The 22,468-nt window shown below is 75.7% G+C and carries 13 protein-coding genes; 2 read left to right on the top strand and 11 right to left on the bottom strand.

The genetic code is table 11. From position 1 onward, the window contains the following. Positions 1 to 123: 123 nt before the first annotated feature. The 3 genes from AMK13_RS05585 to AMK13_RS05575 form a co-directional block, all read right to left on the bottom strand. Positions 124 to 2,991: an FtsX-like permease family protein gene (locus AMK13_RS05585; RefSeq protein WP_074001392.1), complete on the bottom strand. Its 2,868-nt coding sequence runs from the start codon at positions 2,989 to 2,991 to the stop codon at positions 124 to 126. Beyond that, complete coding sequence (locus AMK13_RS05580; RefSeq protein WP_074001391.1) at positions 2,988 to 3,725, bottom strand: ABC transporter ATP-binding protein; 738 nt, start codon at positions 3,723 to 3,725, stop codon at positions 2,988 to 2,990. Before AMK13_RS05580 ends, AMK13_RS05585 begins: the two co-directional genes overlap by 4 nt. Before the next feature lie 201 nt (positions 3,726 to 3,926). After that, positions 3,927 to 4,553 (bottom strand): PadR family transcriptional regulator, encoded by a 627-nt coding sequence (locus AMK13_RS05575; protein ID WP_074001390.1) that lies wholly within the window; start codon positions 4,551 to 4,553, stop codon positions 3,927 to 3,929. A gap of 79 nt (positions 4,554 to 4,632) precedes the next feature. On the opposite strand from AMK13_RS05575, the gene AMK13_RS05570 reads away from it, so the two are divergent. After that, the gene (locus AMK13_RS05570; RefSeq protein WP_074001389.1) at positions 4,633 to 5,604 is read left to right on the top strand and encodes an endonuclease/exonuclease/phosphatase family protein; all 972 of its coding nucleotides are present in this window, start codon (positions 4,633 to 4,635) and stop codon (positions 5,602 to 5,604) included. A 13-nt stretch (positions 5,605 to 5,617) separates the two neighbouring features. On the opposite strand, the gene AMK13_RS05565 is transcribed toward AMK13_RS05570, so the two are convergent. From AMK13_RS05565 to AMK13_RS05550, 4 genes are all read right to left on the bottom strand, one after another. Beyond that, positions 5,618 to 6,829 carry a PP2C family protein-serine/threonine phosphatase gene (locus AMK13_RS05565; RefSeq protein ID WP_143204490.1) on the bottom strand — a complete coding sequence of 404 codons (1,212 nt, stop codon included), beginning with the start codon at positions 6,827 to 6,829 and terminating at the stop codon, positions 5,618 to 5,620. Positions 6,830 to 7,020: 191 nt separating this feature from the next. Next, complete coding sequence (locus AMK13_RS05560; RefSeq protein WP_074001388.1) at positions 7,021 to 10,254, bottom strand: ATP-dependent DNA helicase; 3,234 nt, start codon at positions 10,252 to 10,254, stop codon at positions 7,021 to 7,023. Between the two features lie 32 nt (positions 10,255 to 10,286). After that, positions 10,287 to 13,676, bottom strand: coding sequence for an ATP-dependent helicase (locus AMK13_RS05555; protein WP_198959319.1), 3,390 nt, complete (start codon positions 13,674 to 13,676; stop codon positions 10,287 to 10,289). A 121-nt stretch (positions 13,677 to 13,797) separates the two neighbouring features. After that, positions 13,798 to 14,151, bottom strand: a complete 354-nt coding sequence (locus AMK13_RS05550; protein ID WP_049657293.1) for an MGMT family protein — start codon at positions 14,149 to 14,151, stop codon at positions 13,798 to 13,800. Positions 14,152 to 14,286: 135 nt separating this feature from the next. On the opposite strand from AMK13_RS05550, the gene AMK13_RS05545 reads away from it, so the two are divergent. Further along, a complete protein-coding gene (locus tag AMK13_RS05545) occupies positions 14,287 to 17,025 on the top strand; it encodes a lysylphosphatidylglycerol synthase transmembrane domain-containing protein (RefSeq protein WP_234348593.1) in 2,739 nt (912 codons plus the stop codon). A 79-nt stretch (positions 17,026 to 17,104) separates the two neighbouring features. Here the strand turns inward: AMK13_RS05545 and moeZ are convergent, their stop codons facing one another. The 4 genes from moeZ to AMK13_RS05525 all read right to left on the bottom strand — a co-directional run bounded on the left by moeZ (position 17,105) and on the right by AMK13_RS05525 (position 22,335). Further along, complete coding sequence (gene moeZ, locus AMK13_RS05540; RefSeq protein WP_074001386.1) at positions 17,105 to 18,283, bottom strand: adenylyltransferase/sulfurtransferase MoeZ; 1,179 nt, start codon at positions 18,281 to 18,283, stop codon at positions 17,105 to 17,107. A gap of 230 nt (positions 18,284 to 18,513) precedes the next feature. Further along, the gene (locus AMK13_RS05535; RefSeq protein ID WP_074001385.1) at positions 18,514 to 19,503 is read right to left on the bottom strand and encodes an NAD-dependent epimerase/dehydratase family protein; all 990 of its coding nucleotides are present in this window, start codon (positions 19,501 to 19,503) and stop codon (positions 18,514 to 18,516) included. A 142-nt stretch (positions 19,504 to 19,645) separates the two neighbouring features. Then, positions 19,646 to 20,725 (bottom strand): hypothetical protein, encoded by a 1,080-nt coding sequence (locus AMK13_RS05530; protein ID WP_074001384.1) that lies wholly within the window; start codon positions 20,723 to 20,725, stop codon positions 19,646 to 19,648. Continuing rightward, positions 20,725 to 22,335, bottom strand: coding sequence for a DUF3492 domain-containing protein (locus tag AMK13_RS05525; RefSeq protein WP_074001383.1), 1,611 nt, complete (start codon positions 22,333 to 22,335; stop codon positions 20,725 to 20,727). Before AMK13_RS05525 ends, AMK13_RS05530 begins: the two co-directional genes overlap by 1 nt. Between the last annotated feature and the right edge of the window lie 133 nt (positions 22,336 to 22,468).

Raw genomic sequence — 22,468 nt, 5'->3', positions numbered from 1 at the left:
TAGTTCGCCCGTGCGGGTGCCCGCCCCGGCCGTCCGGCTGCCGGGCGCTCCCGGCTCTGTAACATGCGTCACCCCCGCCGCGACAGGGGTGCGCGACGGGGGTGACGGACGGGTGCGCCGGGCTCAGCCCGAACGGCGCAGCAGGGTGATCCGCGACCGGGTCATCACCGCCGCCAGGCCGGCCGCGAGCAGCGGCAGCAGCACCACGGTGGCGGCGATGGTGGGCCACGGGAAGACCACGATCGCCTTGTTGGCCAGCTCGGCGGCGCTCATCCCGGGGTAGCCGCCCGTCGCGGCCTCGACCTTGCGCAGCGCCACCCCCGGCACCACGCCGCAGACCGCGCCGAGCAGGGCGCCCATGGCGGCGATCACCCCGCACTGGAAGCCGGACAGCGAGCGCCGGATGCGGGGTTCGGCGCCGACCGCCGCGAGGGTGGTCAGGTCGCGCTGGGAGTCGGCGGCGGCCAGTCCGGTGGCGATGCCGGCCGCGCCGAGGGCGACGATCGCGGCGAAGACGTTCAGGCCGAGCTGGATCAGTCCGGCCCGGGACTCGTAGCCGCGTTCGATCTTGAGCATGGTGTGGTCGGTGAGCTTGGCGATCGCGCCGTCGGCCTTCTGCTGGGCGCCGTCGGAGGGCATCGCGGCGGGCAGCCAGACCGAGCCGGCCGGAGCGGTGGCGAAGCCGAGCCGGGCCGCGGTGGCCGGGCTGACCACGGCCTGGCCCGGGGCGGGCTCCGAGGAGTCGACGAGGACGGCGTCCACGGCGATCTCGGTGGTGACCGGCTTCTCCCGGGAGTTGCCGCTCGAATCGGGGTGGACCGGCAGGGTGTACTGGAGGGCGAGCTTGCCGTCCTTGAGGTACCGGGGGTCGAACACCACGGCCTTGCCGGCCGCGAGGGCCTGGCCGGCCCCCTGGTCGGTGACGCCGTAGAGGTTGCGCAGCAGGGTGGCGTCGCCGGCGACCAGCGCGGTGTACGGGGTGCTGCGGCGGTTGTCCGACTTGCAGCGCGGGTCCGTCCCCATGATCCGGTAGTGCTCCGCGGGGTCGAGCTCGCTGGTCGGGTCGAGGGCGGGGCATCGGTCCGCCTTGGGCACCTCGACCCTGATGTAGCCGCAGAAGCTGCCGTCGGGGCAGTTGCCCTTGGGCTCGACGCGCTGGACGTCGGCGCGCTGGCCGAGGTCGGGGATGCTGCGTTCGACGGCCTCGCGCGCCTGCGGCAGCAGCTTGCTGTCGGCGTCGGTCATCCAGCCGCTGCCGAGCATGACGGCCTTGGAGGGCCCGGAGGCGACGTAGTCGCGCCGGTTCTGCTCCTCGTAGCTGGCCATGTAGACGCTGACCGCGACGGAGCCGGCGACGGCGGCCATCACGGCGGCCACGGCGGGCGCGGTGCGGCCGCGGTGGCGCACCGAGTCGCGCAGGGCGAGCCGGGGGCCGAGCGAGAGCCAGCGGCCGAGCCGGCCGAAGAGCCCGACCAGGTAGGGCGTCAGGACGACCATGCCGAGCTCCGCGACGACCGAGCCGCCGAGGACGGCGAGGCTGCGGTTGCCGATGCCGCTGGTCGCGCCGAACAGGGCGAGGGCGGCGCCGCCGCCGAGCATCAGCAGGCCGAGGACGGCGAGCTTGCGGCTCGGCGGCTTGAGCGTGTCGCGGCCGGTCAGCGCGGCGACGACGTCCTGGCGGGAGGCCTGGACGGCGGGCACGACGGCGGCCAGCAGACCGGTGACGAGGCCGACCAGGAGGATGCCGAGCAGGTCGAGCGGCTGCAGGTTGAAGTGGCCGAAGCGCTTGCCGGAGTAGTCCTCGGCGCTGGTGCGCAGCAGGGCGACCAGGCCGACGCCCAGGCCGAGGCCGACCAGGGCGCCGGTGACGCCGAGGACGATGCCGCCGCCGAGCACGACCGAGCGGACGTTGGCGCGTTCACCGCCGGCCGCGGCCAGCAGCCCGAGCTGCCGCCGCGAGCGCCGTGCGCCGACGGCGAAGGCGGGGCCCGCGAGGAGGACGATCTCCAGCAGGGCCATGCCGACGACGGTGGCGAGGATGACGACGTCGGTCCGGTTGAGGTAGGAGGTCTCCTCGCCGCCGCTCGACTTCTGCTCGACGTAGTAGGGGACCTCGGCGCGGGCCGGCGGGTCGAGCAGGACGGCGCGGGAGGCCAGGATGAAGCCGTACTCGTTGACCTCCTTGACCTTGTTCCAGTCGAGCGCGGCACCGGCCGGGAGCTTGACCAGCCAGCGGGAGGTCTCGGTGCCGGCCTCGCGGGGGTTGTCCGCCTTGGTGGCCTTGGCGAGCCGCTCCAGCAGGGTGCCGGGGCGGGCGGTCAGTTCGGTGGCCCGCAGCTCACCGGGGTACTCGTAGGCGCCGGTGATGGTGAAGGGGGCGGACTCCAGGCCGCGGACGGCGGTCTTGTCGCCGACCTTGAGGCCGGAGCGCTTGAGGAAGTCCGTGGTGACGGCGGCCTCGGTGTCGGCGGCCGGGGCGCGGCCCTGGACCAGGTTCACCCGGCCCTGCCAGACCGGGTCGGTCAGGTCGGCCTCGCCGACCCGGGTGCTGAGCAGGCCCTGGGCGCTGCTCGCGGCGGTGTACGGGCCCGAGAGCTCCGGCACCAGGACGGCGCCGGCCGGGAGCAGCTGGCGGGCCAGCTCGGCCGGGGCGGTGTCCAGGGAGCGCCGCTGGACGGGGGTGTACGCGGGGGCTTCGCCCTCCTTGGCGTCGTCCTTGGGGTCCTTGACGGTGAAGCCCTTGTCGGGGTCCGGCGCCTGCTTGACGGTGGAGCCGGCTTGGACCAGGCTCAGCTCGCCGGCGGACTGGCCGACGAGCCTCGCCACGTGTTCGGTGGGCGTGAGCTCGGCGCTGCGGAAGACGACGTCGGCGCCGGTGACGCCCAGGACGGGCAGGGCGACCATGGCGATGACGAGGGCGCTGCGGCCCTTGGCGCGCAGGGCGTCGCGGCGGGCTATGCGCAGGGCGACCCGCCAGGCGCTGAGCTTCACTCGTCCACCTTCAGGGCGTTGCCGGCGGCGGTGACGAGCAGGCTGGCGGCGTCCTGGCTGACGGACTCGTCGACCATCCGGCCGTCGCGCAGGAAGACGACCCGGTCCGCCCAGGCGGCGTGCCGGGCCTCGTGGGTGACCATCATGGCGGCGGCGCCGGCGTCGCAGCGGGCGCGCAGGACGGCGAGCACGGCTTCGCCGGTGGTGGAGTCGAGGGCGCCGGTGGGCTCGTCGGCGAGGACGAGGCGGCGGTCGCCGATCAGGGCGCGGGCGATGGCGACGCGCTGCTGCTGGCCGCCGGACATGTCGTCGGGGAACCGGTCGGCGAGCTCGGGGATGCCGAGCTCCTCCAGGGCGACGAGGGCCTCGCGGCGGGCGGCGCGGGTGGACAGCCCGTCGAGTTCGCGCGGCAGCGAGATGTTCTCGGCGGCGGTGAGCGCCGGGATCAGGTTGTAGTCCTGGAAGACGTAGCCGACGGAGCGGCGGCGGACCTGGGCGAGCTTCTTGCGGTTGAGGCCGCCGAGGGCGACGCCCTCGACCAGGACCTGGCCGCTGCTCGGGGTGTCCAGGCCGCCGGCCAGGGTGAGCAGGGTCGACTTGCCGGACCCGGAGGGGCCCATGACGGCGACGAACTCGCCGGGGTGGACCTTGAGGTCGACGCCGCGCAGGGCCTGGACCTCGGCGGCGCCGTGGCCGTGGACCCGGGTGACGTTCTCCAGGTGGAGCACCGGCATCTGCCGGGCCTCTTGGGTGTGGGACACGAATTCCCCCCTTGTGCTGGGTGTGGGCTCGGAGTCGGGCCGAGCCTGGTGGTTCGGGTGGCGCGCGGACTCACGCGCGCGGACTCAGGCGGTGGGCTCGGGCGGTGGGCTCAAGCGATGCGCTCGAGCGGTGGGCTCGGGCGGTGGGCTCGGGCGGTGGGCTCGGGCGGTGGCTCAGGCCCGCAGGCGGCGGCCGCGTTTCGCGGGCGCACCGTCGTCGCGGGCAGCCTCGGCGGTGCGGGCCTGCAGGAGCTCGGCCTGCTGGGCGAGCCGGGTCTCGCAGTGGTCGAGCCAGCGGATCTCCGCTTCGGTCTGGAAGATCAGCTGGTCGAGGACGAGCAGCCAGGCGAGGTCGTTGCTGGCGGAGGGCACCACGCCGGAGCGCTTCTCGCCGGCGAGGGCGCGGCCCTTGAGCCGGGTGTAGTCCTGGAGCGCCTTGATGCTGTGCCGGCGCTGGCCCTGGACGACGGCGGAGACGTCCACTCCGGGGACGGTGACCGCCATGGCGAGCTTGATCGCCAGTTCGTCGCGCGGGGGGTTGGTCCGGGGCACCGGGGTGTCGAACCAGGACCGCAGCTCCTCCCGGCCGGCGTCGGTGGCGGCGTAGAACTGGTGGCCCTCGCCGTCCTCCCCCGCCGGCTCGACCAGCCCGTCGCGCTCCAGTCGCGACAGCGTGGTGTAGACCTGCCCGACGTTGAGCGGCCAGGTGGCGCCGGTGCGCGCCTCGAACTCGGTGCGCAGCTGGTAGCCGTAGCGCGGGCCCTGGTCGAGCAGGGCGAGCAGACCGTGACGGATGGACATACCGAGTATGTATACCCGGTATGCCCTACCGCCTCAAGCCGGGCCCCCCTCCGCCGGGGACCGGGTACCGTCGTGCGGTGTGAGCCAGTTGCGCATCGCCACCTTCAACCTGTTGCACGGACAGCCCCTCGCCCCGGACGGCGCGCCGCGGCCCTACCCGTCCGACCCCGGCGGGCCGTTGGCCGAGGCGGTGGCCGCGCTGGACGCCGACGTGCTGGCGCTCCAGGAGGTGGACCGCCACCAGGCGCGCTCCGGCCTCACCGACCAGGCGGCGTTGGCCGCCGCGGCGATGGGCGCCAAGGACTGGCGCTTCGCCGCCGCGCTGCACGGCCGCCCGGCGCCGGTCGCGGGCTGGGTGCCGGAGCCGTCCGGTCCGGTCGGCCTGCGGGTGTACGGGCCGGACGAGGTCGGCGACGGCGCCGCGCCCTCGTACGGGACGGCGCTGCTGACGAGGCTTCCGGTGCGGCACTGGCGGGCCCGCCGGTTCGCCCCGGCCCCGTTCGGGCTGCCGCTGCGGGTGGCCGGGCGGCGCGGGCTGACCCCGGTGCCGGACGAGCCGCGGGCGGCGCTGGCGGCCGTCCTGGAGGGCGAGCACGGGCCGTTCACCGTGGTGGCGGCGCACCTGTCCTTCGTCCCCGGCTGGAACATGGCGCAGCTGGCCGGCATCCGGCGCTGGATCGCCGACCTGCCCCGGCCGTACCTGGTGCTGGGCGACTTCAACCTGGTCGGCGCCGTGCCGCGGACGGTGCTCGGTGGGGCGACGGCGCTGGAGCGCACCGCGCCGCGGGCGCGGGTGCGCGAGCTGCGGGCGGCCCGGCGGGCCCGGCCCGCGCTGACCGAGCCGCGCCGGCGCCGGGTGCGCGAGCCGCGGCCGCGCCTGCAGGGCTGGTACGACCTGGCGCGCACGCCGACCTACCCCTCGCACCGGCCCGCGGTGCAGTTCGACCACGTGCTGGCGATCGGTGTGCCGCGGACGGCGGTCGGCCCGGCGGCGGCGCCGCGCGCGGTGGTGTCGGACCACCGCCCGCTGCTGGTCGAGGTGTCCCTGTAGGGCCTCTGGGTCCTCAGTGGCGCGCCAGGACCCCGGCCTGCTGCGGGAGGTGGACGGTGGCCGCGCCCCGGGGTGCTCCGGGCCCGAGCGCGGGCGGCGGGTCGAACTGGAGCAGCAGCATGGCCGCGTCGTCGCCGAGCTGGCGCCCGACGTGGCGCACCACGTCCTCGTGCAGGCGCTGCAGGACGTCGGCCGGGCGGCCGGCGGCGCAGCGCGGGAGGCGTTCGGCGAGCGGGTAGAAGACGCCGGCGCGGTCGCGGGCCTCGATCACCCCGTCGGTGAACAGCAGGACCCGGTCCTCGCCCTGGAGCAGCAGCCGGTGCACCGGCGGGCGGACGTCGGCCGGGTCGAGGACGCCCAGCGGCGGTACGGTCTCGGCGAGTTCGAGCGGGCTGACCTCGCCGCCGCGCAGCAGCAGCGGGGCCGGGTGGCCGCAGTTGACGATCTCCGCGGCGCCGTCGGGGCGGACGCCGATCAGCACCAGGGTGACGAACTCCTCCTCCACACCCGGGTGGTCGTTCTCGTGCAGGGCGCGGTCGAGGCTGACGGCCAGCCAGCCGGCCACCCGGTCCAGGGCGGCCTCCTGGTGGGCGGCCTCGCGGAAGGCGCCGAGCACGGCGGCGGCCGTCTCCACCGCGCCGAGGCCCTTGCCGCGGACGTCCCCGACCACGGCCCGCACCCCGTGCCGGGTGTTGACCACCTCGTAGAGGTCGCCGCCGATCCGGGCGTGCGCGGCGGCGGCCTCGTAGTGGACGGCCGCCCGGACGGTGCCGACCCGTTCGGGGACGGGCCGCAGCAGCACCCGGCGGGCGATCGAGGCGACCAGCTGGGCGTCGGCCAACGCCTGTTCCTGGCGCAGTCTCAGGGTGGCGCTGACCCAGCCGATCGCGGCGACGAGCAGGATCGCGAAGACGCTGGCGGCGTGCACGGATTCGCCGAGCGTGTCGCTGCGGAAGGCCATCAGGAAGGCCGCCGCCTCGGTGCCCAGACCGATGGCGAGCGGGTACCAGGTTCGGCGGCTGACCACGGCGGCCAGCGCGGGTACGGCGGTGAGGGCCGGTTCGACCGTCACCTCGGTGCCGCTGAGGTAGTCGAGGGCGACGATCAGCACCATGCCGATGAACGGCAGCGCCAGCGCCGTCCTCGGCCAGGTGCCGGTCGCGCGCGGAGCGGGCCCCGGTGTCGGCCCGGTGAACCGCTCTCTGATCCATCCGGTCGCGCTCAACTTCGGTCTCTCCAGCAGAAGACGCCGATGCCCGAGGGCACCTGCGGTGATGACTGAGGGTCAGGGAATACGGGCCTCGCTGGCGGCCGGAGCACGGGGGTTGACCGGTTACCGACCCCACAATAGGCGCGAAACGTGCATGACGCACAGGTTTCGGGCACTGGCGTGATGACTTGGATGCTCTGTGTGACTCAATAGTCACTGTTCCCGATCAGGAGCCGTTCCAACTCTTTTCGGTCGGGAAGTCCTGCGGGACGGACGATCCGTCCGCTGCGGACGTACAGGAAGGAAGCCGTGACCTGCTCGGGATCGACGCCCGCGTGCTCGGCCCAGGCCAGCCGGTAGACCGCGAGCTGCAACGGGTCGGCGGTCTCCTCCCGGTGGGTCTTCCAGTCCACCACTTCGTAGCGTGACGCACCACCGGATTCCGACAACGCGTCATCTTCCCGGTAGACCGCGTCGATCCGTCCCCGCACCACCCGTCCCGCCAGCACCAGCTGGAACGGCGCCTCCACCCGGTGGGGCTTGCGCTGCGCGTACGGGGTGCGCAGGAACGCCTCCTTGAGCCGCTCCAGGTCCTGCTCGTCCTCGATGCCGTCGTCGTCGGCGCCGGGCAGCGCGCCGGGCTCGACCAGCAGCAGCGGCTCGATCCGGGACTGCACCCAGGCGTGGAAGCGGGTGCCGCGCCGGGCCGCCGGCTGCGGGGGGCGCGGCATCGGGCGGGCCAGCTCGTGCGCGAAGCCGTCCGGGTCGGCGGCGAGGCGCAGCAGCTGGGTGGCGGACAGCGAGGCGGGCAGCGGAACGTCCCGCGCGGTGCGCCGGGAGCGTTCCAACTCGCCCAGCAGCGCGGTCAGATCGCGGTCCCAGGAGGCGACCTGGCGCTGGTCCTCGGAGGTCAGCTCCTCGGCCTCGGGGGCCGCCGCGCCCGCCACCCGCGCGCGCACCACCTCGGCGACCCGGCGGCGGGCGTGCTGGGCGGCCGGGTCCAGCGGCAGCGGCCAGGGGCGCTCGACCGGGGAGGCCAGCGCCGGGTTCTCGGCGCCCTTCTCCGGCTGCTCGGCCCAGTGCTCGACCTCGCCGGCGCCGGGCCGCTCGCAGTGCTCGCGCAGCCGCTCCAGGAAGTCGGACGGGCCGCGGACGGTCTTCTGGCTCGGCCCCCACCAGTGCCCGGAGGCCAGCAGCAGCGACCGGGGGCGGGTGAACGCCACGTAGCCCAGGCGCAGTTCCTCGACGGCGGAGTGCTCGGCCAGCTCCTTCTTGAAGGCCGTCATCGACTTCCCGTTCCACCCGCCGCGCACGTCGGGCAGCGTTTCGGCGTCGCCGCGCAGGGCGTGCGGGAGCACGCGCTTGGTGCTCGTCCAGCGTTCGCGCGGGCTGGACGACGGGAACGCGCCCCGTACCAGGCCGGGGACGGCGACCACGTCCCACTCCAGGCCCTTGGACTTGTGCGCGGTGAGCACCTTCACGGTGTCCTCGCCGCCGGGCAGGCTGCTGTCCAGGCCGCGCTCGTACTCCTGGGCGGCGCGCAGGAAGCCGAGGAAGGCGGCGAGGCCCGGGTCGCCGTCGAGGTCGGCGAAGGAGGCGGCGACGTCCAGGAAGGCGTGCAGGGTCTCCCGCCGCCGGGCGGCCAGGGCCTGTGGGGAGGCGGCGAGTTCGACCTCCAGGCCGGTGACGGACAGCACCCGGTGCAGCACGTCCATCAGCGGGTCGGCGAGCGAGCGGCGCAGGTCGCGCAGCTCGGCGGCGAGCCGGGCGAAGCGCACCCGCGCCTCGGCGGAGAACGGCAGGTCGTCGGGCTTCCCCTCGTCGCCGGCCGAGGCGTCGAGGAAGGTCTCCACCGCGTCGGCCAGCGAGACCACCTCGGTCGGGTCGGCCTCGGCGACGGCCGCGGCCAGCGCCTCGACGCCCTCGGGGTGGTCGGTGCGCACCAGGTCGGCGGCCCGGCGGCCGAGCAGGGCGAGGTCGCGCGGGCCGATCCGCCAGCGCGGGCCGATCAGCAGGCGCACCAGCGCGGCGTTGGCGGTCGGGTCCTGCAGCACCTCGCAGACCGCCACCAGGTCGGCCACCTCGGGCAGCTGCAGCAGCCCGCCGAGGCCGACCACCTCGACCGGCACCTCCCGGGCGACCAGCGCGGCGTGGATGTCCGGGAAGGCCGCGCCGCCGCGGCACAGCACGGCGATCCGGCCGGGCGCGGTGCCGGTGCGCACCAGGTGGGCGATCGAGTCGGCCAGCCAGTCGACCTCCTCGGCGTGGGTGGGCAGCAGCGCCGCGCGCACGTAGCCGTCCCGCTCGGCGCCGGGGGCCGGGCGCAGCGCCTCCACGCCCTCGTGCATCTCCCGCAGCGGGGCGGCGAGTTCGTTGGCGAAGGCGAGCAGGCGGCCGCCGCTGCGGCGGTTCTCGCTGAGCGCGTAGCGGTCGGCGGGGCGGCCGTCGGCCTTCGGGAAGTGCCGGGGGAACTCGTCGAGGTTGGCCACCGAGGCGCCGCGCCAGCCGTAGATCGCCTGGCAGGGGTCGCCGACGGCGGTCACCGGGTGGCCGCTGCCGGTGCCGGTTCCGTCACCGGGGGCGCCGAACAGGCCGGCCAGCATCAGCCGCTGGGCGACCGAGGTGTCCTGGTACTCGTCCAGCAGCACCACCTTGAACTGGCCGCGCAGCAGCTCGCCGACCTCCGGGCGCTGCTGGGCGAGGCGGGCGGCGGCGGCGATCTGGTCGCCGAAGTCCATCAGCCCGGCGGAGCGCTTGCGGCGCCGGTAGTCCTCGACGAGGCGCAGCAGCTCCAGCCGGGCCCGGGCGGTGGCCGGGACGGCCCGCAGGTCGTCGTTGGTGAGCTTGACGGTGGCGAGGGTGTCCAGCAGCCGCTCGTCGAACTCGCGCAGGGTCTGCGGCTCGACCAGGTGCTCGGCGAGCTCGCCGTCCAGTGCGGTCAGGTCGGCGACCAGGTTGGCGAAGGTGCCGGTGAGGGCGGGGAACGGGCCACGGGCGGTGCGCAGCACCTTGGCGGCGAGCTGGAAGCGGGTGGCGTCGGCGAGCAGCCGGACGTCCGGCTCGATGCCGATCCGCAGGCCGTGCTCCTTGAGCAGGCGCCCGGCGAAGGCGTGGTAGGTGGAGATCTCCGGGTCTCCGAGCGGCTCGGCGCCGTCCCGGTCGACGACCCCGGCCCGCAGGAGGGAGGCACGCACCCGCTCGGAGAGCTCGCCGGCGGCCTTGTTGGTGAAGGTGAGGCCGAGCACCTCCTCGGGCCGCACGGCGCCGGAGCCGACCAGCCAGACCACCCGGGCGGCCATCACCGTGGTCTTGCCGGAGCCCGCGCCGGCGACGATCACGGCCGGCTCCAGGGGGGCTCCGATGGCCGCCATCTGCTCCCGGTTGAACGGGATGCCGAGCAGCTCCTTGAGCTGGTCGGGATGGCTGAGCACGGCGGTCACCCCGCAACCGTAACCGGAGCGTCGGACAGGATTCACTCCACGAGCTGCGCCCCGTCGCGCTGGGCGGAGCAGCTGCGGCGGAAGGTGCAGCGGTCGCAGCCGCCGCCGGTCTGCGGGACGAAGCGCTCGGCGAGGACCTTCCCGGCCGCCTCGGCGAGCAGGTTCTCGATCCAGGGCTCGCCCTGCGGCGGCTCCTGGTGCTGCACCTTGGGGGTGTCCTGGGCGGCCTTGGCGGCGGGCTCGCGCAGGTGGACGAGTTCGGCGCCGCCGGTGTCCGGCGGGTGCCCGGGGAAGCCGGGCAGCTCGTTGAGGGCGCCGGCCCGGACGGCGAGCTGGTAGACGGCGAGCTGCTTGTGCTCGGGCAGCGACCTGTCGGTGGGTATCTGCTTGCCGGTCTTGAAGTCGACCACGTAGGCGCGCCCGGCGGAGTCCTTCTCCACCCGGTCCATCGAGCCGCGGATGCGCACCGAGACGCCGCCGACGTCGAGGGTGACGTCGAAGCCGTGCTCGGTGGCGACGAGGTCCCGGCCGCGCTCCAGGACGTGCCAGTTGAGGAAGCGCTCCAGGGCGGCGCGGGCCTCGGTCTTCTCCTGCTGGGACTTCCAGGGCGCGTCGAAGGCCAGCGCGTCCCAGACGGTGTCCAGCCGCTCCATGAGCACGGCGAGGTCGGCGGGGGTGCGGCCGGAGCCGACCTCGTCGGCGAGGGCGTGCACCACGTTGCCGAAGCCCTGGGCGGCCGAGCCGGCGCCGCGCGCCTTGACCTCCTTGTCCAGGAACCACTGCAGGGAGCAGCTCTCCAGCTGTTCCAGTCCGCTGCCGGACAGCCGTACGGGCGCGTCGGCGCTGCGCAGCGGCTCGGCGGCGGCGGTCGGGTCGTCCAGGCCCCACCAGCGTTCGGGGCGGGCGGCGGGCACCAGCGGCTGCCCCTCCTCGTCGGTGGCGGCGGCGAGGGTGGCGAGGCGTTCGGCGGCGGCGCGGCGCAGTTCGGGCGAGCGGGCGGGGTCGACGGTGACGGCGCGCAGTTCGGCGACCAGCGCGGCGACGGACAGCGGGCGGCGCGGCCGGTGGGTGACGTCCTCGACGGTGACCGGCGGGGTGCGGCGGACGACCCTGCCGGTCCTGGGGTCGACGTCCTCGCGGTAGAGCTCGCGCAGGAAGCGGGACGGTTCGTCGCCGTCGTCGGCGGGGGCCTTGACGGCGGTGACGATCAGCCGTTCCTTGGCGCGGGTCGCGGCGACGTAGAAGAGCCGGCGCTCCTCGCCGAGCAGCGCGCCCGGGGAGAGCGGTTCGGCGAGGCCGTCGCGGCCGATCCGGTCGGCCTCCAGCAGGGAGCCGCGGCGGCGCAGGTCGGGCCAGAGGCCGTCCTGGACGCCGGCCACCACGACCAGGCGCCACTCCAGGCCCTTGGAGCGGTGGGCGGTCATCAGCCGCACCGCCTCGGGGCGCACGGTCCGGACGGTGAGGGTGTCGGCGGCGATGTCCTGGGCTTCGAGTTCGGCGAGCAGGTCGAGGGCGCTGCGGTGGCCGGTGACCTGTTCCTCGGCGCGGGCGGCGGTCTCGAACAGGGCGCAGAGCGCGTCCAGGTCGCGGTCGGCGTTGCGGCCGGCCGCGCCGCCGCGCAGGGCGGCCCGTTCCAGTCGCTCGCGCCAGCGGCGGCTGCCGTCCCACAGCTCCCAGAGCGCCTCCTCGGCGGTGCAGCCGCCGGCCAGCAGTTCGCGGACCTTGCGCAGCAGGGTGCCGAGGTCGCGGGCGCGGCGGGCGTGCGCGGGGTCGAGGGCGACGAGGCGCTCGGGTTCGGCGAGGGCCTCGCGGATCAGTTCGCCGGCCGGGCGGGGGGCGGCGGCGGGGCCGGGGCCGGGGCCGGGGTCCGTCGTCGCGCTCCCGTCGTCCGTCCCGCCCTCGGGGGTCCGGAGGCGGGCCCTGGCCTCGGCGCGCAGCGCGGCGCGTTCCTCCTCGCGCAGGGCGCGGCCGAGGCGGCGCAGGTCGGAGCCGTCGAGGCCGCCGAGCGGGCCGGTGAGCAGGGCGTGCGCCAGGTCGGTGGTGAGCGGGTCGGGGGCGTCCGGGTCGCCCTGCTTGTCGCGGGCGGCCTGTTCGGCGCAGACCCGCAGGGCGAGCAGCAGCTGGGCGACGGCCGGCTCCTCGCGCAGCGGCAGGTCGTCGCCGTCGATCTCCAGCGGGACGCCGGCCGCGCCGAGGGCCCGCCGTACGCCGGGGATGGAGCGGGCGCCGGCCCGGACGAGCACGGCCATCTCGCCCCAGGGCACGCCGTCCTCCAGGTGGGCGCGGCGCAGCAGGTCGGCGATCGAGTCGAGTTCGGCGCCGGGGGTCGGGTAGGTGTAGACCTCGACCCTGCCGCCTTCGCGGGAGGGCAGCAGGGCGCGGTGCTGGGCGAGCTTGTCGGCGGGAAGCCGGCCCATCGGCATCCGGCGGGCGACCTCCCGGGAGGCGGCGAGCAGCAGGGCGCCGGAGCGGCGGGAGACCCGCAGCACCTTGACCTCGGCGGGGCTGCCGTCGGCCTGTCGGAAGGTCTGCGGGAAGTCGAGGATGCCGTTGATGTCGGCGCCGCGGAAGGCGTAGATCGACTGGTCCGGGTCGCCGACCGCGACGAGGTCGCGTCCGCCGCCGGCGAGCCGGCGCAGCAGCCGGACCTGGGAGGGGTCGGTGTCCTGGTACTCGTCGACGAAGACGACGTCGTAGCGCCGCCGCAGCTGCTCGGCGACGTCGGGGCGCTCGGCGAGCAGCACGGCGCGGTGGACGAGTTCGGCGTAGTCGAGGACGCCGCGCAGGTCGAGCACGTCGAGGTAGTCGGCGAGGAAGTGCGCGGCGGCGGCCCAGTCGGGGCGCTGGACGCCCTGGGCGAAGCGCTCGAGTTCGGCCTCGCCGAGGCCGAGTTCGCGGCTGCGGGCGAGGACGGCGCGGACCTCGTCGGCGAAGCCGCGGGTGGTCAGGCAGGCCCGCAGGTCCAGCGGCCAGGCGATCCGGCCGAGGCCGAGCTTGGCGTCCTCGGCGCCGCCGGCCAGCAGTTCGCGGACCATGACGTCCTGTTCGGGGCCGGAGAGCAGCCGCAGCGGCTCGGCGTAGTCCTCCGGGTCCTGGTGGGCGCGCAGCAGGGCGTAGCAGTAGGAGTGGAAGGTGGTGGCCTGGGGGGCGGCGGTGCCGCCGAGCCGTCCGGACATCCGGTCGCGCAGTTCCGTCGCGGCCTTGCGGCTGAAGGTGAGGACGAGGATCCGCTCGGGGTCGGTGCCGTCCTCGATCCGCCGGGCGACCGCCTCGACCAGGGTGGTGGTCTTGCCGGTGCCCGGCCCGGCCAGCACCAGCAGCGGCCCGCCGGGGTGCTCGACCACGGCGCGCTGGTAGGCGTCCAGCACGGGTGGGTCGGGCTGGACGAGCGGGCTGCGCACGAGCCGGTACGGGGAGGTCACGAACGGGTCCTGGGGTCGAACAGGGGCATGGCGGGGCAGGCCCGCGTCGGGCCCGCCCGTATCGAGCCTACGGTCCCGCGCTGTCAGTCCGATCCGTGCGGCGGCCGTCGGTCAAGCCCCCCTAGGGAATCGGCCGACCGTCCCAGCGGGCCCGCTTGAGGTCGACCCGGGGCGGGTCGGCGAGTTCGCGCAGCGGGGTGCCCTCCTCGCCGTAGTGGTCGAGGGCGCGGTGCTCGTGCCCGGGCAGCAGCCGGCCGTCCGCGCGGACGACCCGCCACCAGGGCACCGGGCCGCCGTACAGGGCCATCACCCGGCCGACCTGTCGGGGGCCGCCCTGGCCGAGGTACTCGGCGACGTCGCCGTAGGTCATCACCCGGCCGGGTGGAATCCGCTCGGTCAGGTCGAGCACCAGTTCGGCGAACGGCGGCAGGGCGTCCGGAGGGCCGTCGTGTGTTGCGTCCGTCACCTGCGGCATTCTTCCCTACGGGGGCGCGCCCGCGGCCCCGTCCGTACGATCCGCCGCGCCCGATCCGCCCCCTGTCCCGCACGGGGCGCCGGGGCATGCCACCATCTTCCGGGGCGGTGAGTGGTGATACGAGGACAAGACCAGATGACCGGGACGGCTGACGTGGGCGTGGACAAGGACTCCGACGAGTCCGCTGCCGCCGTGCCGTCGGCGCCCGGGAGCGGGGGCGAGGGCCGGCCCGAACCCGGGCCGACGCCGGAAGTCTCCCTGATCAAGGACCGGACGATCAAGACCCCCGCACCCGCGAAGACCCCCGAGCAGCCCGGCCCGCCCCCGGCCGAGACCACCGGCGCCCCGGCGCCCGCGGCCCCCGCCGCCCCGCCCGGGGAGCCCGAGCCGCCGGACGAGGCCCCGCACCTGGACGTCGACGAGCCGCTGCTCGCCGCCCGCGCGCACCGCCCGTCCGACCTGATCCGCTTCCTGGCCGGCGTCCTCGGGATCGTCGCCGTCTTCGTGCTGGCCGGCATCGCCACCTCGACCACCACCGGCATCGAGCAGGACATCGCCTCCAACGCGCCGCACTTCTCCGCGGTGTTCTCCACCATCACCGGCCTGCTCTCCAGCGTCGCGGTGCTCGCCGTGCCGCTGGCCTTCGCGGTCGAGCGGCTGATCAAACGCGACGGCCTGCGGGTCGCCGACGGCGTGCTCGCCTCGGTGCTGGCGTACGGCGTCTCGCTCGGCATCGACTGGTGGGTGGCCGAAGGCGCCTCCGACCACATCCGGGACGCGCTGACCCAGCTGCCGCTGGACAGCACCGGCACCCTCACCGACCCGGTGCACGGCTACCTCGCCCCGGTGATCGCCTACATGACCGCCGTCGGCATGTCGAGCAGACCGCGCTGGCGGGTCGCCCTGTGGGTGGTGGTGGTCTTCAGCGGGGTCACCGAGCTGCTCGGCGGCTACACCACCCCGCTGTCGCTGCTGCTCACCGTGCTGACCGGCTGGTCCGTCGCGTACGGCACGCTGTACGCGATCGGCTCGCCCAACATCCGGCCCACCGGCCAGCACCTGATGATCGGCCTGCGCAAGGTCGGCTTCACCCCGGCCGGTGCCATGCGCGCCCCCGACGCCCCCGGCGGCACCCGCCGCTACCAGGTCACCCAGCAGGGCGGCCCCCCGCTGGACGTGCACATCATCGACCGCGAGCAGCAGGCCTCCGGCTTCTTCTACCGGGCCTGGCGCCGGCTGCGGCTGCGCTCGGTGGCGGTGCGCCGCAGCCCCCAGTCGCTGCGCCAGGCGCTGGAGCAGGAGGCCCTGATCGCGTACGCGGCGGCCGCCTCGGGCGCCCGCGCGCCGCAGCTGGTCGCCACCTCCGAGCTCGGCCCGGACGCCGCGATCCTGGTGTACGAGAACGTCGAGGGCCGCACCCTGGACGAGCTGGCCGACGAGGAGGTCACCGACCCGGTGATGGCCTCGATCTGGCAGTCGGTGACCGCCCTGCACGAGCGCCGGATCGCCCACCGCCGGCTCACCGGCGAGTCCCTGCTGGTGGTGGACGGGCGGACCGGCTGCCTGGTCAACCTCTCCGGCGGCGACATCGCCGCCACCGACCTGACCCTGCGGATCGACGTCGCCCAGCTGCTCACCACCTTCGCCCTGCGGATCGGCCCGGAGCGCGCCGTCGCCACCGCCAACGCGGTGCTCGGCGCCGAGCGGGTGGCGCAGGCGCTGCCGCTGCTCCAGCCGGTCGGGATGAGCCGCTCCACCCGGGTCGACCTCGCCAAGCTCACCAAGGAGCGCAAGGCCGCCGCCCGGGCCAGGGCGCTGGAGCAGGTCGCGGCCGGCGAGCGCACCCAGGAGCAGGCCGAGGAGGACATCGCGGCGGCCGGCGAGGACCTGCTGAGCCGCATCCGCGGCCAGATCCTCCAGATCGCCCCCGAGGCCCCGATGGCCCCGGCCAAGCTGGAACGGCTGAAGCCGAAGAGCCTGATCATGGTGATCGCGCTCACCTTCGCCGCCTACCTGGCCCTGACCACCATCAAGCCGGCCCAGCTGAAGCTCTCCCAGATGAACTGGGCCTGGGCCGCGGCCGCCCTGCTCGCCGCCGCCTTCAGCTACGTCGCCGCCGCGATGAGCCTGACCGGCTTCGTGCCCGAGAAGCTGCCGTTCCGGCGCACCGTCGCCGCCCAGCTGGCCGGCTCCTTCGTCAAGCTGGTCGCCCCCGCCGCGATCGGCGGCATCGCGCTCAACACCCGCTACCTGCAGAAGGCCGGCATCCGCTCCGGCCAGGCGGTGGCCTCGGTCGGCGCCTCCCAGCTGGCCGGCCTGGCCGGGCACCTGCTGCTGCTGTTCAGCTTCGGCCTGATCACCGGCAGCCAGACCAACGGGGACCTCTCCGCCTCCCGCGCGGTGATCATCGGCGTGCTGACCGCCGCCGTGCTCGCCCTGGTGGTGGCCGCCGTCGCGCCGCTGCGCCGGTTCGTGCTGGGCCGGCTGCGCTCGCTGTTCTTCGGCGTGGTGCCGCGGATGCTCGACCTGATGCAGACGCCCAGCAAGCTGGTCACCGGCTTCGGCGGCATCCTGCTGCTGACCCTCTCCTTCACCGCCTGCCTGGACTTCTCGGTGCAGGCCTTCGGCGGCGACGTCAGCTTCTCGGCCGTCGCGGTGGTCTTCCTGACCGCCAACGCGGCCGGCTCGGCGATCCCCACCCCCGGCGGCATCGGCCCGGTCGAGGTCGCCCTGATCGGCGCCCTGACCGTCGCGGACGTCTCCCCCGCGGTCGCCACCCCGGCGGTCTTCCTCTACCGCGCGCTCACCTTCTGGCTGCCGGTGCTGCCGGGCTGGATCTCCTACAACGTGCTCCAGCGCAGGAACGCGCTCTGAACCGCCCCCCGGACACGTGGAAGGGCCCGCCGGTCACCTTGGGAATCCAAGGCGCGGCGGGCCCTTCCACGTGCGCGTCCTAGTAGACCGGCTTGTGCGGCTCGATCTGGTTCACCCAGCCGAGCACGCCGCCGCCCAGGTGGACGGCGTTGCCGAAGCCCGCGGCCTTGACCACGGCCAGCACCTCGGCCGAGCGCACGCCCGACTTGCAGTGCAGCACGATCTTCCGGTCCTGCGGCAGCTTCTCCAGCGCGTCGCCCATCAGGAACTCGTTCTTCGGGATCAGCACCGCGCCGGGGATGTTGACGATCTCGTACTCGCCGGGCTCGCGGACGTCGATGAGGTAGATGTCCTCCTTGTCGTCCTGCCACTGCTTGAGCTGCTGCGAGGTGATGGTCGAACCGGCGGCGGCGGCCTGCGCCTCCTCCGACACGACGCCGCAGAAGGCCTCGTAGTCGATCAGCTCGGTGACCGTCGGGTTCTCACCGCAGACGGCGCAGTTCGGGTCCTTGCGGACCTTCACCTGGCGGTAGTTCATCTCCAGGGCGTCGTAGATCATCAGCCGGCCGAGCAGCGGCTCGCCGATGCCGGCCAGCAGCTTGATCGCCTCGTTGACCTGGATCGAGCCGATGGACGCGCACAGCACGCCCAGCACGCCGCCCTCGGCGCAGGAGGGGACCATGCCCGGCGGCGGGGCCTCCGGGTACAGGCAGCGGTAGCAGGGGCCGTGCTCGGCCCAGAACACGCTGGCCTGGCCGTCGAAGCGGTAGATCGAGCCCCACACGTACGGCTTGCCCAGCAGCACCGCGGCGTCGTTCACCAGGTAGCGGGTGGCGAAGTTGTCGGTGCCGTCGACGATCAGGTCGTAGCCGGCGAAGATCTCCATGACGTTGGAGTTGTCGAGGCGCTCCTCGTGCAGCACCACGTTCACGTACGGGTTGATCTCCTTGACCGAGTCGCGGGCCGACTCCGCCTTGGAGCGGCCGACGTCCGACTGCCCGTGGATCACCTGGCGCTGCAGGTTCGACTCGTCGACCACGTCGAACTCGACGATGCCCAGCGTGCCGACACCGGCGGCGGCCAGGTACAGCAGGGCCGGCGAGCCGAGTCCGCCGGCGCCGACGCACAGCACCTTGGCGTTCTTCAGCCGCTTCTGCCCCGCCATGCCCACGTCCGGGATGATCAGGTGGCGGGAGTACCGGCGGACCTCGTCAACGGTGAGCTCGGCGGCCGGCTCGACCAGGGGTGGCAACGACACGGGGACTCCGATGGGTCTTGTTCGGGTGGCCAGGGCCAGCCTCGCTGCGGGTTGCTGCTCCGCCACTCGGGTGGCTGTCTAGGCCAACAGTGTCACGCGCCCCCGGTATTCCGAGACAGCCCGTCCGATGGGCGAGACGGGCGGCACCGGATCGTGGAACCCGCGGCCGGGCCCCCGGAAGGTGCCCCGAACCCGTGGTTGACGGGCCCGGGGCACCGCGCGGGAGGCGCTCACACCCGGCAGGCCGTCTCCAGCCAGACGTCGCCCAGCGACTCCTCCAGCGGCACCTGCGTCCGCCATCCGAGACGGTCCCGGGCGGTGCGCACGTCCGCCTGCCGCCACGGCACCGGCTCGCCCGGCACCGGCCGGCCCTCCGGCCGGTGCCCCTCCGGCCGGTGCCCGGGCAGGTGGTGGCCCGGCAGGTGGTCGCCGCCCGCCCCGACGGCCTGCGCGGGCAGCAGGACCGGCCGGTTCTCCTCGACGATCTGCCCCTCGAAGCCCGAGGCCCGCACCAGCAGCTGGGCCGCGTCCCGGGCCCGGACGGCGTGCCCGCTGCCGATGTTGACCACCCCGGTGGCGGCCGACACCGCGGCCGCCTGGATGGCCCTCGCGACGTCCCGGACGTCCACGAAGTCCCGGAACCCGGACAGGTCCGGCATCCGCACCTGGTGCTCGTCCCGCTCCAGCGCCCGCCGCAGGCCCTCGGCCAGCCGCCCGAACAGCGAGGCGGTCGGCGCCCCCGGGCCCACCACGTCGAAGACCCGCAGCACCGCCGCGTCCAGCCCGGAGGCCAGCACCAGCTCCGTCCCGGCCAGCTTGGACACCCCGTACGGGCCGACCGGCCGCGGCTCGGCCTGCTCGGAGACCGGCACCCCGCCGGGCACCGGCCCGTACTCGGCGGCCGAGCCGACGTGCACCAGCCTGGCCGGCTCCCGGCAGCGCCGGATGGCCTCGCAGACCGTCGCGACGGCCAGCGTGTTCGACCGGATCAGGGTGCGCGAGCTGCCGTAGGTGGCGCCCGCGCAGTTGATCACCACCTGCGGCGCGACCGCGTCCAGGAACCGGGCCAGCGCGCCCGGGCTCCCGGTGGTCAGGTCGAAGCGGATGTCGGCCGAGTCGCGTCGGCCGAGCACCGTCACCTGCAACTCCTGGTCCATCAGCAGACGATCGGTGACCCGGCGGCCGATGAAGCCGTCGGCGCCCAGCAGCAGCACCCTCATCGGGGGCGTCCTTCCACGAAGCCAGCTCGGGACGACCTGGCGGAACGGATTCAACGAAGTTCAACGAACGGGACGGGAGCGGGAACCGTGAACCGGGCCCCGACAAACGTCGAACGGGGGGTGGCGAACGGGCGGACGGCGCTCACCGGTGCGAGCCGGCCCGGCCGAGCACCGCCCCGGCGTACGCCAGCAGCGCCGCCGCGACGGTGCCGCCGCCGAGCAGCCAGGCCTCCGGGCCGGAGCGCCCCAGGGCGAGCGGGCCGAGCACCGCGGCGGCCCCGGCCGACGCCCCCGCCGCGGCCGCCGCCGGCCGGCCGCACCGCGCCAGCAGCACCGGCAGCACCACCAGCAGGCCCAGCACGCCCTGCGCCGCCCACTGGGCGGGGCCGGCCCGCTCGGCCGCCAGGTGCAGCAGCCCGCCGCCGTGGCCCGGCCCGGGGCGCGGGGCGACGACGGCCAGCACCGCCAGCGCGGCGAAGCTCAGCACCCCGAGCACCGCCAGGTGCAGGGCCAGCGCGACCGGGAGCACCGGCCGCATCCGGGCCCGGAACTCCGCCAGGGTGCCCGCCGCGCCCAGGTGGCCGCGGCCGAGCTGCCGGTACCAGCGGGCCGTCCGCTCGGCCGACCCGGCCGACACCGCCGCCGCCAGCACCAGCGCGACGGCCAGCGGGCGGTCCCCGCCCGGCAGGGCCGGCGGGAGCAGCAGCAGCGCGGCCAGGCCCAGCCCGTGGCCCAGCGCCGCCGGCCGCAGCCGGGAGCCGGGGTACGGCCGGGGCATCGGCCCGGGCCCCAGCACCCCGGGCCCGGCGCAGGGCGGGCCGGGCTCGGCCGGGGTCGGTGCGGTCAGCGCGGGCAGCAGCACCAGCGGGACGGCGGCGGGCAGCAGCACCGGCCAGCGCGGGCCGAGCGCGGCCGCCCCCGCGCAGGGCAGCGCGGCCAGCGCGGCGGCGGTCAGCGCGGCCCGGGCCGCGGCCCCGCCCGACCGCGGCTGCGCGGGCCCGGGCGGCGGCGGGCGGCGCGGCACCCGGGCGTACAGCTCCTCGGCCAGCGAGAACAGGTCGGCGTGCCGGCAGCGGGCGGCGGCGTCCTGGCCGAGCCCGGCCTCCTCCAGCCCGGCGGCGATCTCCAGCGGGTCGACGGCGCGCTCGCACAGCTCCCGGTGCTCCGCCATCACCTCGCGCACCGGGTCCGCGCTGCCGCCGGGCAGGGGGCCGCCGGACATCAGCGGGCCTCCGCGAGTTCGGCCGGCCGCACGCCGTCGGCAGCCGTGTCCGCGTCCCGGGCGCCGCCGTCCGGCGGGGTGCCGCCGCGCGGGCCGTCGGCCAGCCAGTACTCGGCGGGGCGGGCGAAGGGGCGCGGCGCCGGGACGCCCTCGCCGCCGCCCCCGCCGCCGGGGAAGGCCGGGTACTGCGAGACCAGCTCCAGGTAGATCTCCCGGAAGGCGCCGATCACCGGCTCCACGGCGAAGCGTTCCTGCGCCCGCAGCCGCCCGGCCAGACCGAGCCGGCCCCGCCGCTCCTCGTCGCGCAGCAGCGCCAGGCAGGCGCCGGCCAGGGCGCGCGGATCGCGGGCGGGCACCAGCAGCCCGGTCGGCCCGACCACCTCGCGGGCCACCCCGACGTCGGTGGAGACCACCGCCCGGCCGCTGAGCAGCGCGTCGGCGAGCAGCCGGGGGCTGCGCTGGGAGAGTCCCGAGAAGACCGCCACCGTGCCCGACTCCCAGGCCCCGGCCAGCGAGCGGGGCCGTCCGGCGAACTCCACCGCCGGGGCCACTCCCAGCCGCTCGGCCACCGCCGCGCAGTGCGCCCGGTAGCCGGGCGCCGCCTCCTCGCCGTACACCACCAGCCGGGCGCCGGGCAGGTCGGCGCGGACCCGGGCGAAGGCGTGCAGCGCCAGCTCCGGGTCCCGGCCCGGCTCCAGCGCGCCCGCCCACACCAGGGTCGGCGCCGCGGGTTCCGGCCCGGCGGCCGGGCGGTCCACCGCCGGGGTGCCCTCGTACACCACCCGGGTGCGCGCCGGATCGGCCCCGCAGCGGCGCTGCCACTGCTGGTCGTGGGCGCTGCCCGGGGTGAGTATCGCGGCCCGCCGGTACGTCTCCTCGGTGAGCGCCCGGAAGAAGGACAGCAGCAGGGCGCGGACCGGCCACCGGTACGGCGCCTCGCGGTAGCCGAGGTACTGCTCGCGCAGGTGCAGTCCGTGCTCGGTGACCACGAACGGCACCCCGTGCAGGTGCCGGGCCACCAGGGCGGGCAGCGCGGCCGGGCCGCCGCCGACCACGTGGCACAGGTCGACCGCGCCGAGGCCGCCGGGGCCGGTGCCGTACCAGGGCGCGGACAGCGGGCGCAGGCACTGTTCCAGCAGGTCCGCCGCGACCAGCACGTCGCAGACCAGCGGCTGCCCGGCCGAGGTGTCCGCGCCGGGCAGCCGCCAGGTCCGCTCCAGCAGCCGGCGGGCGTGCGCGGAGGCCAGGAAGGCGGGCAGCGTGCCGTCCTCCCGGGCGAGCGCGGCCAGCCGGTACAGCCCCAGCCCGAAGCCCGCTCTCTCCCCGGGCAGCACCAGGGCCCGCACCAGCTGTTCGTACGCCCCGGCGTACCGGCGTCTGCGCGGCGCGCGCGGTGCCCGGCCACCCGGCCGGCGCCCCCACAGCGCCAGCTCGTACGCGCCGCGCCAGGCGGGCGACAGCCGCTCCGCCGTGCCCGGCTGTTCCGGGCCGGTGAGCAGGTACCGCTCGAACCCGTGCTCCGGCAGGCCCTCGGCGAGCCGGTCGCACCAGCCTCCGGTACCACGGCGGGGATGCGGACGGGCACCCTCGGTGAGCAGGGCAACGCGCACGGGAGACCTCCGGGGCAGAGCGGATTCGCTGGGCGGGACCACGGACGGACCGACGGGTGCCCGGGCGGCCCGGGCAGTGGCCCGGGGTGCCCCCGTACGGCGGCGGGGACGGTCGGGGCCGGGGAGTCCGGTC

Source organism: Streptomyces sp. CB02056 (assembly GCF_001905545.1).
Classification (GTDB): domain Bacteria; phylum Actinomycetota; class Actinomycetes; order Streptomycetales; family Streptomycetaceae; genus Kitasatospora.
Note: the sequence above shows the minus strand (reverse complement) of the source record. Positions and strands in the feature narration are given on the sequence as shown.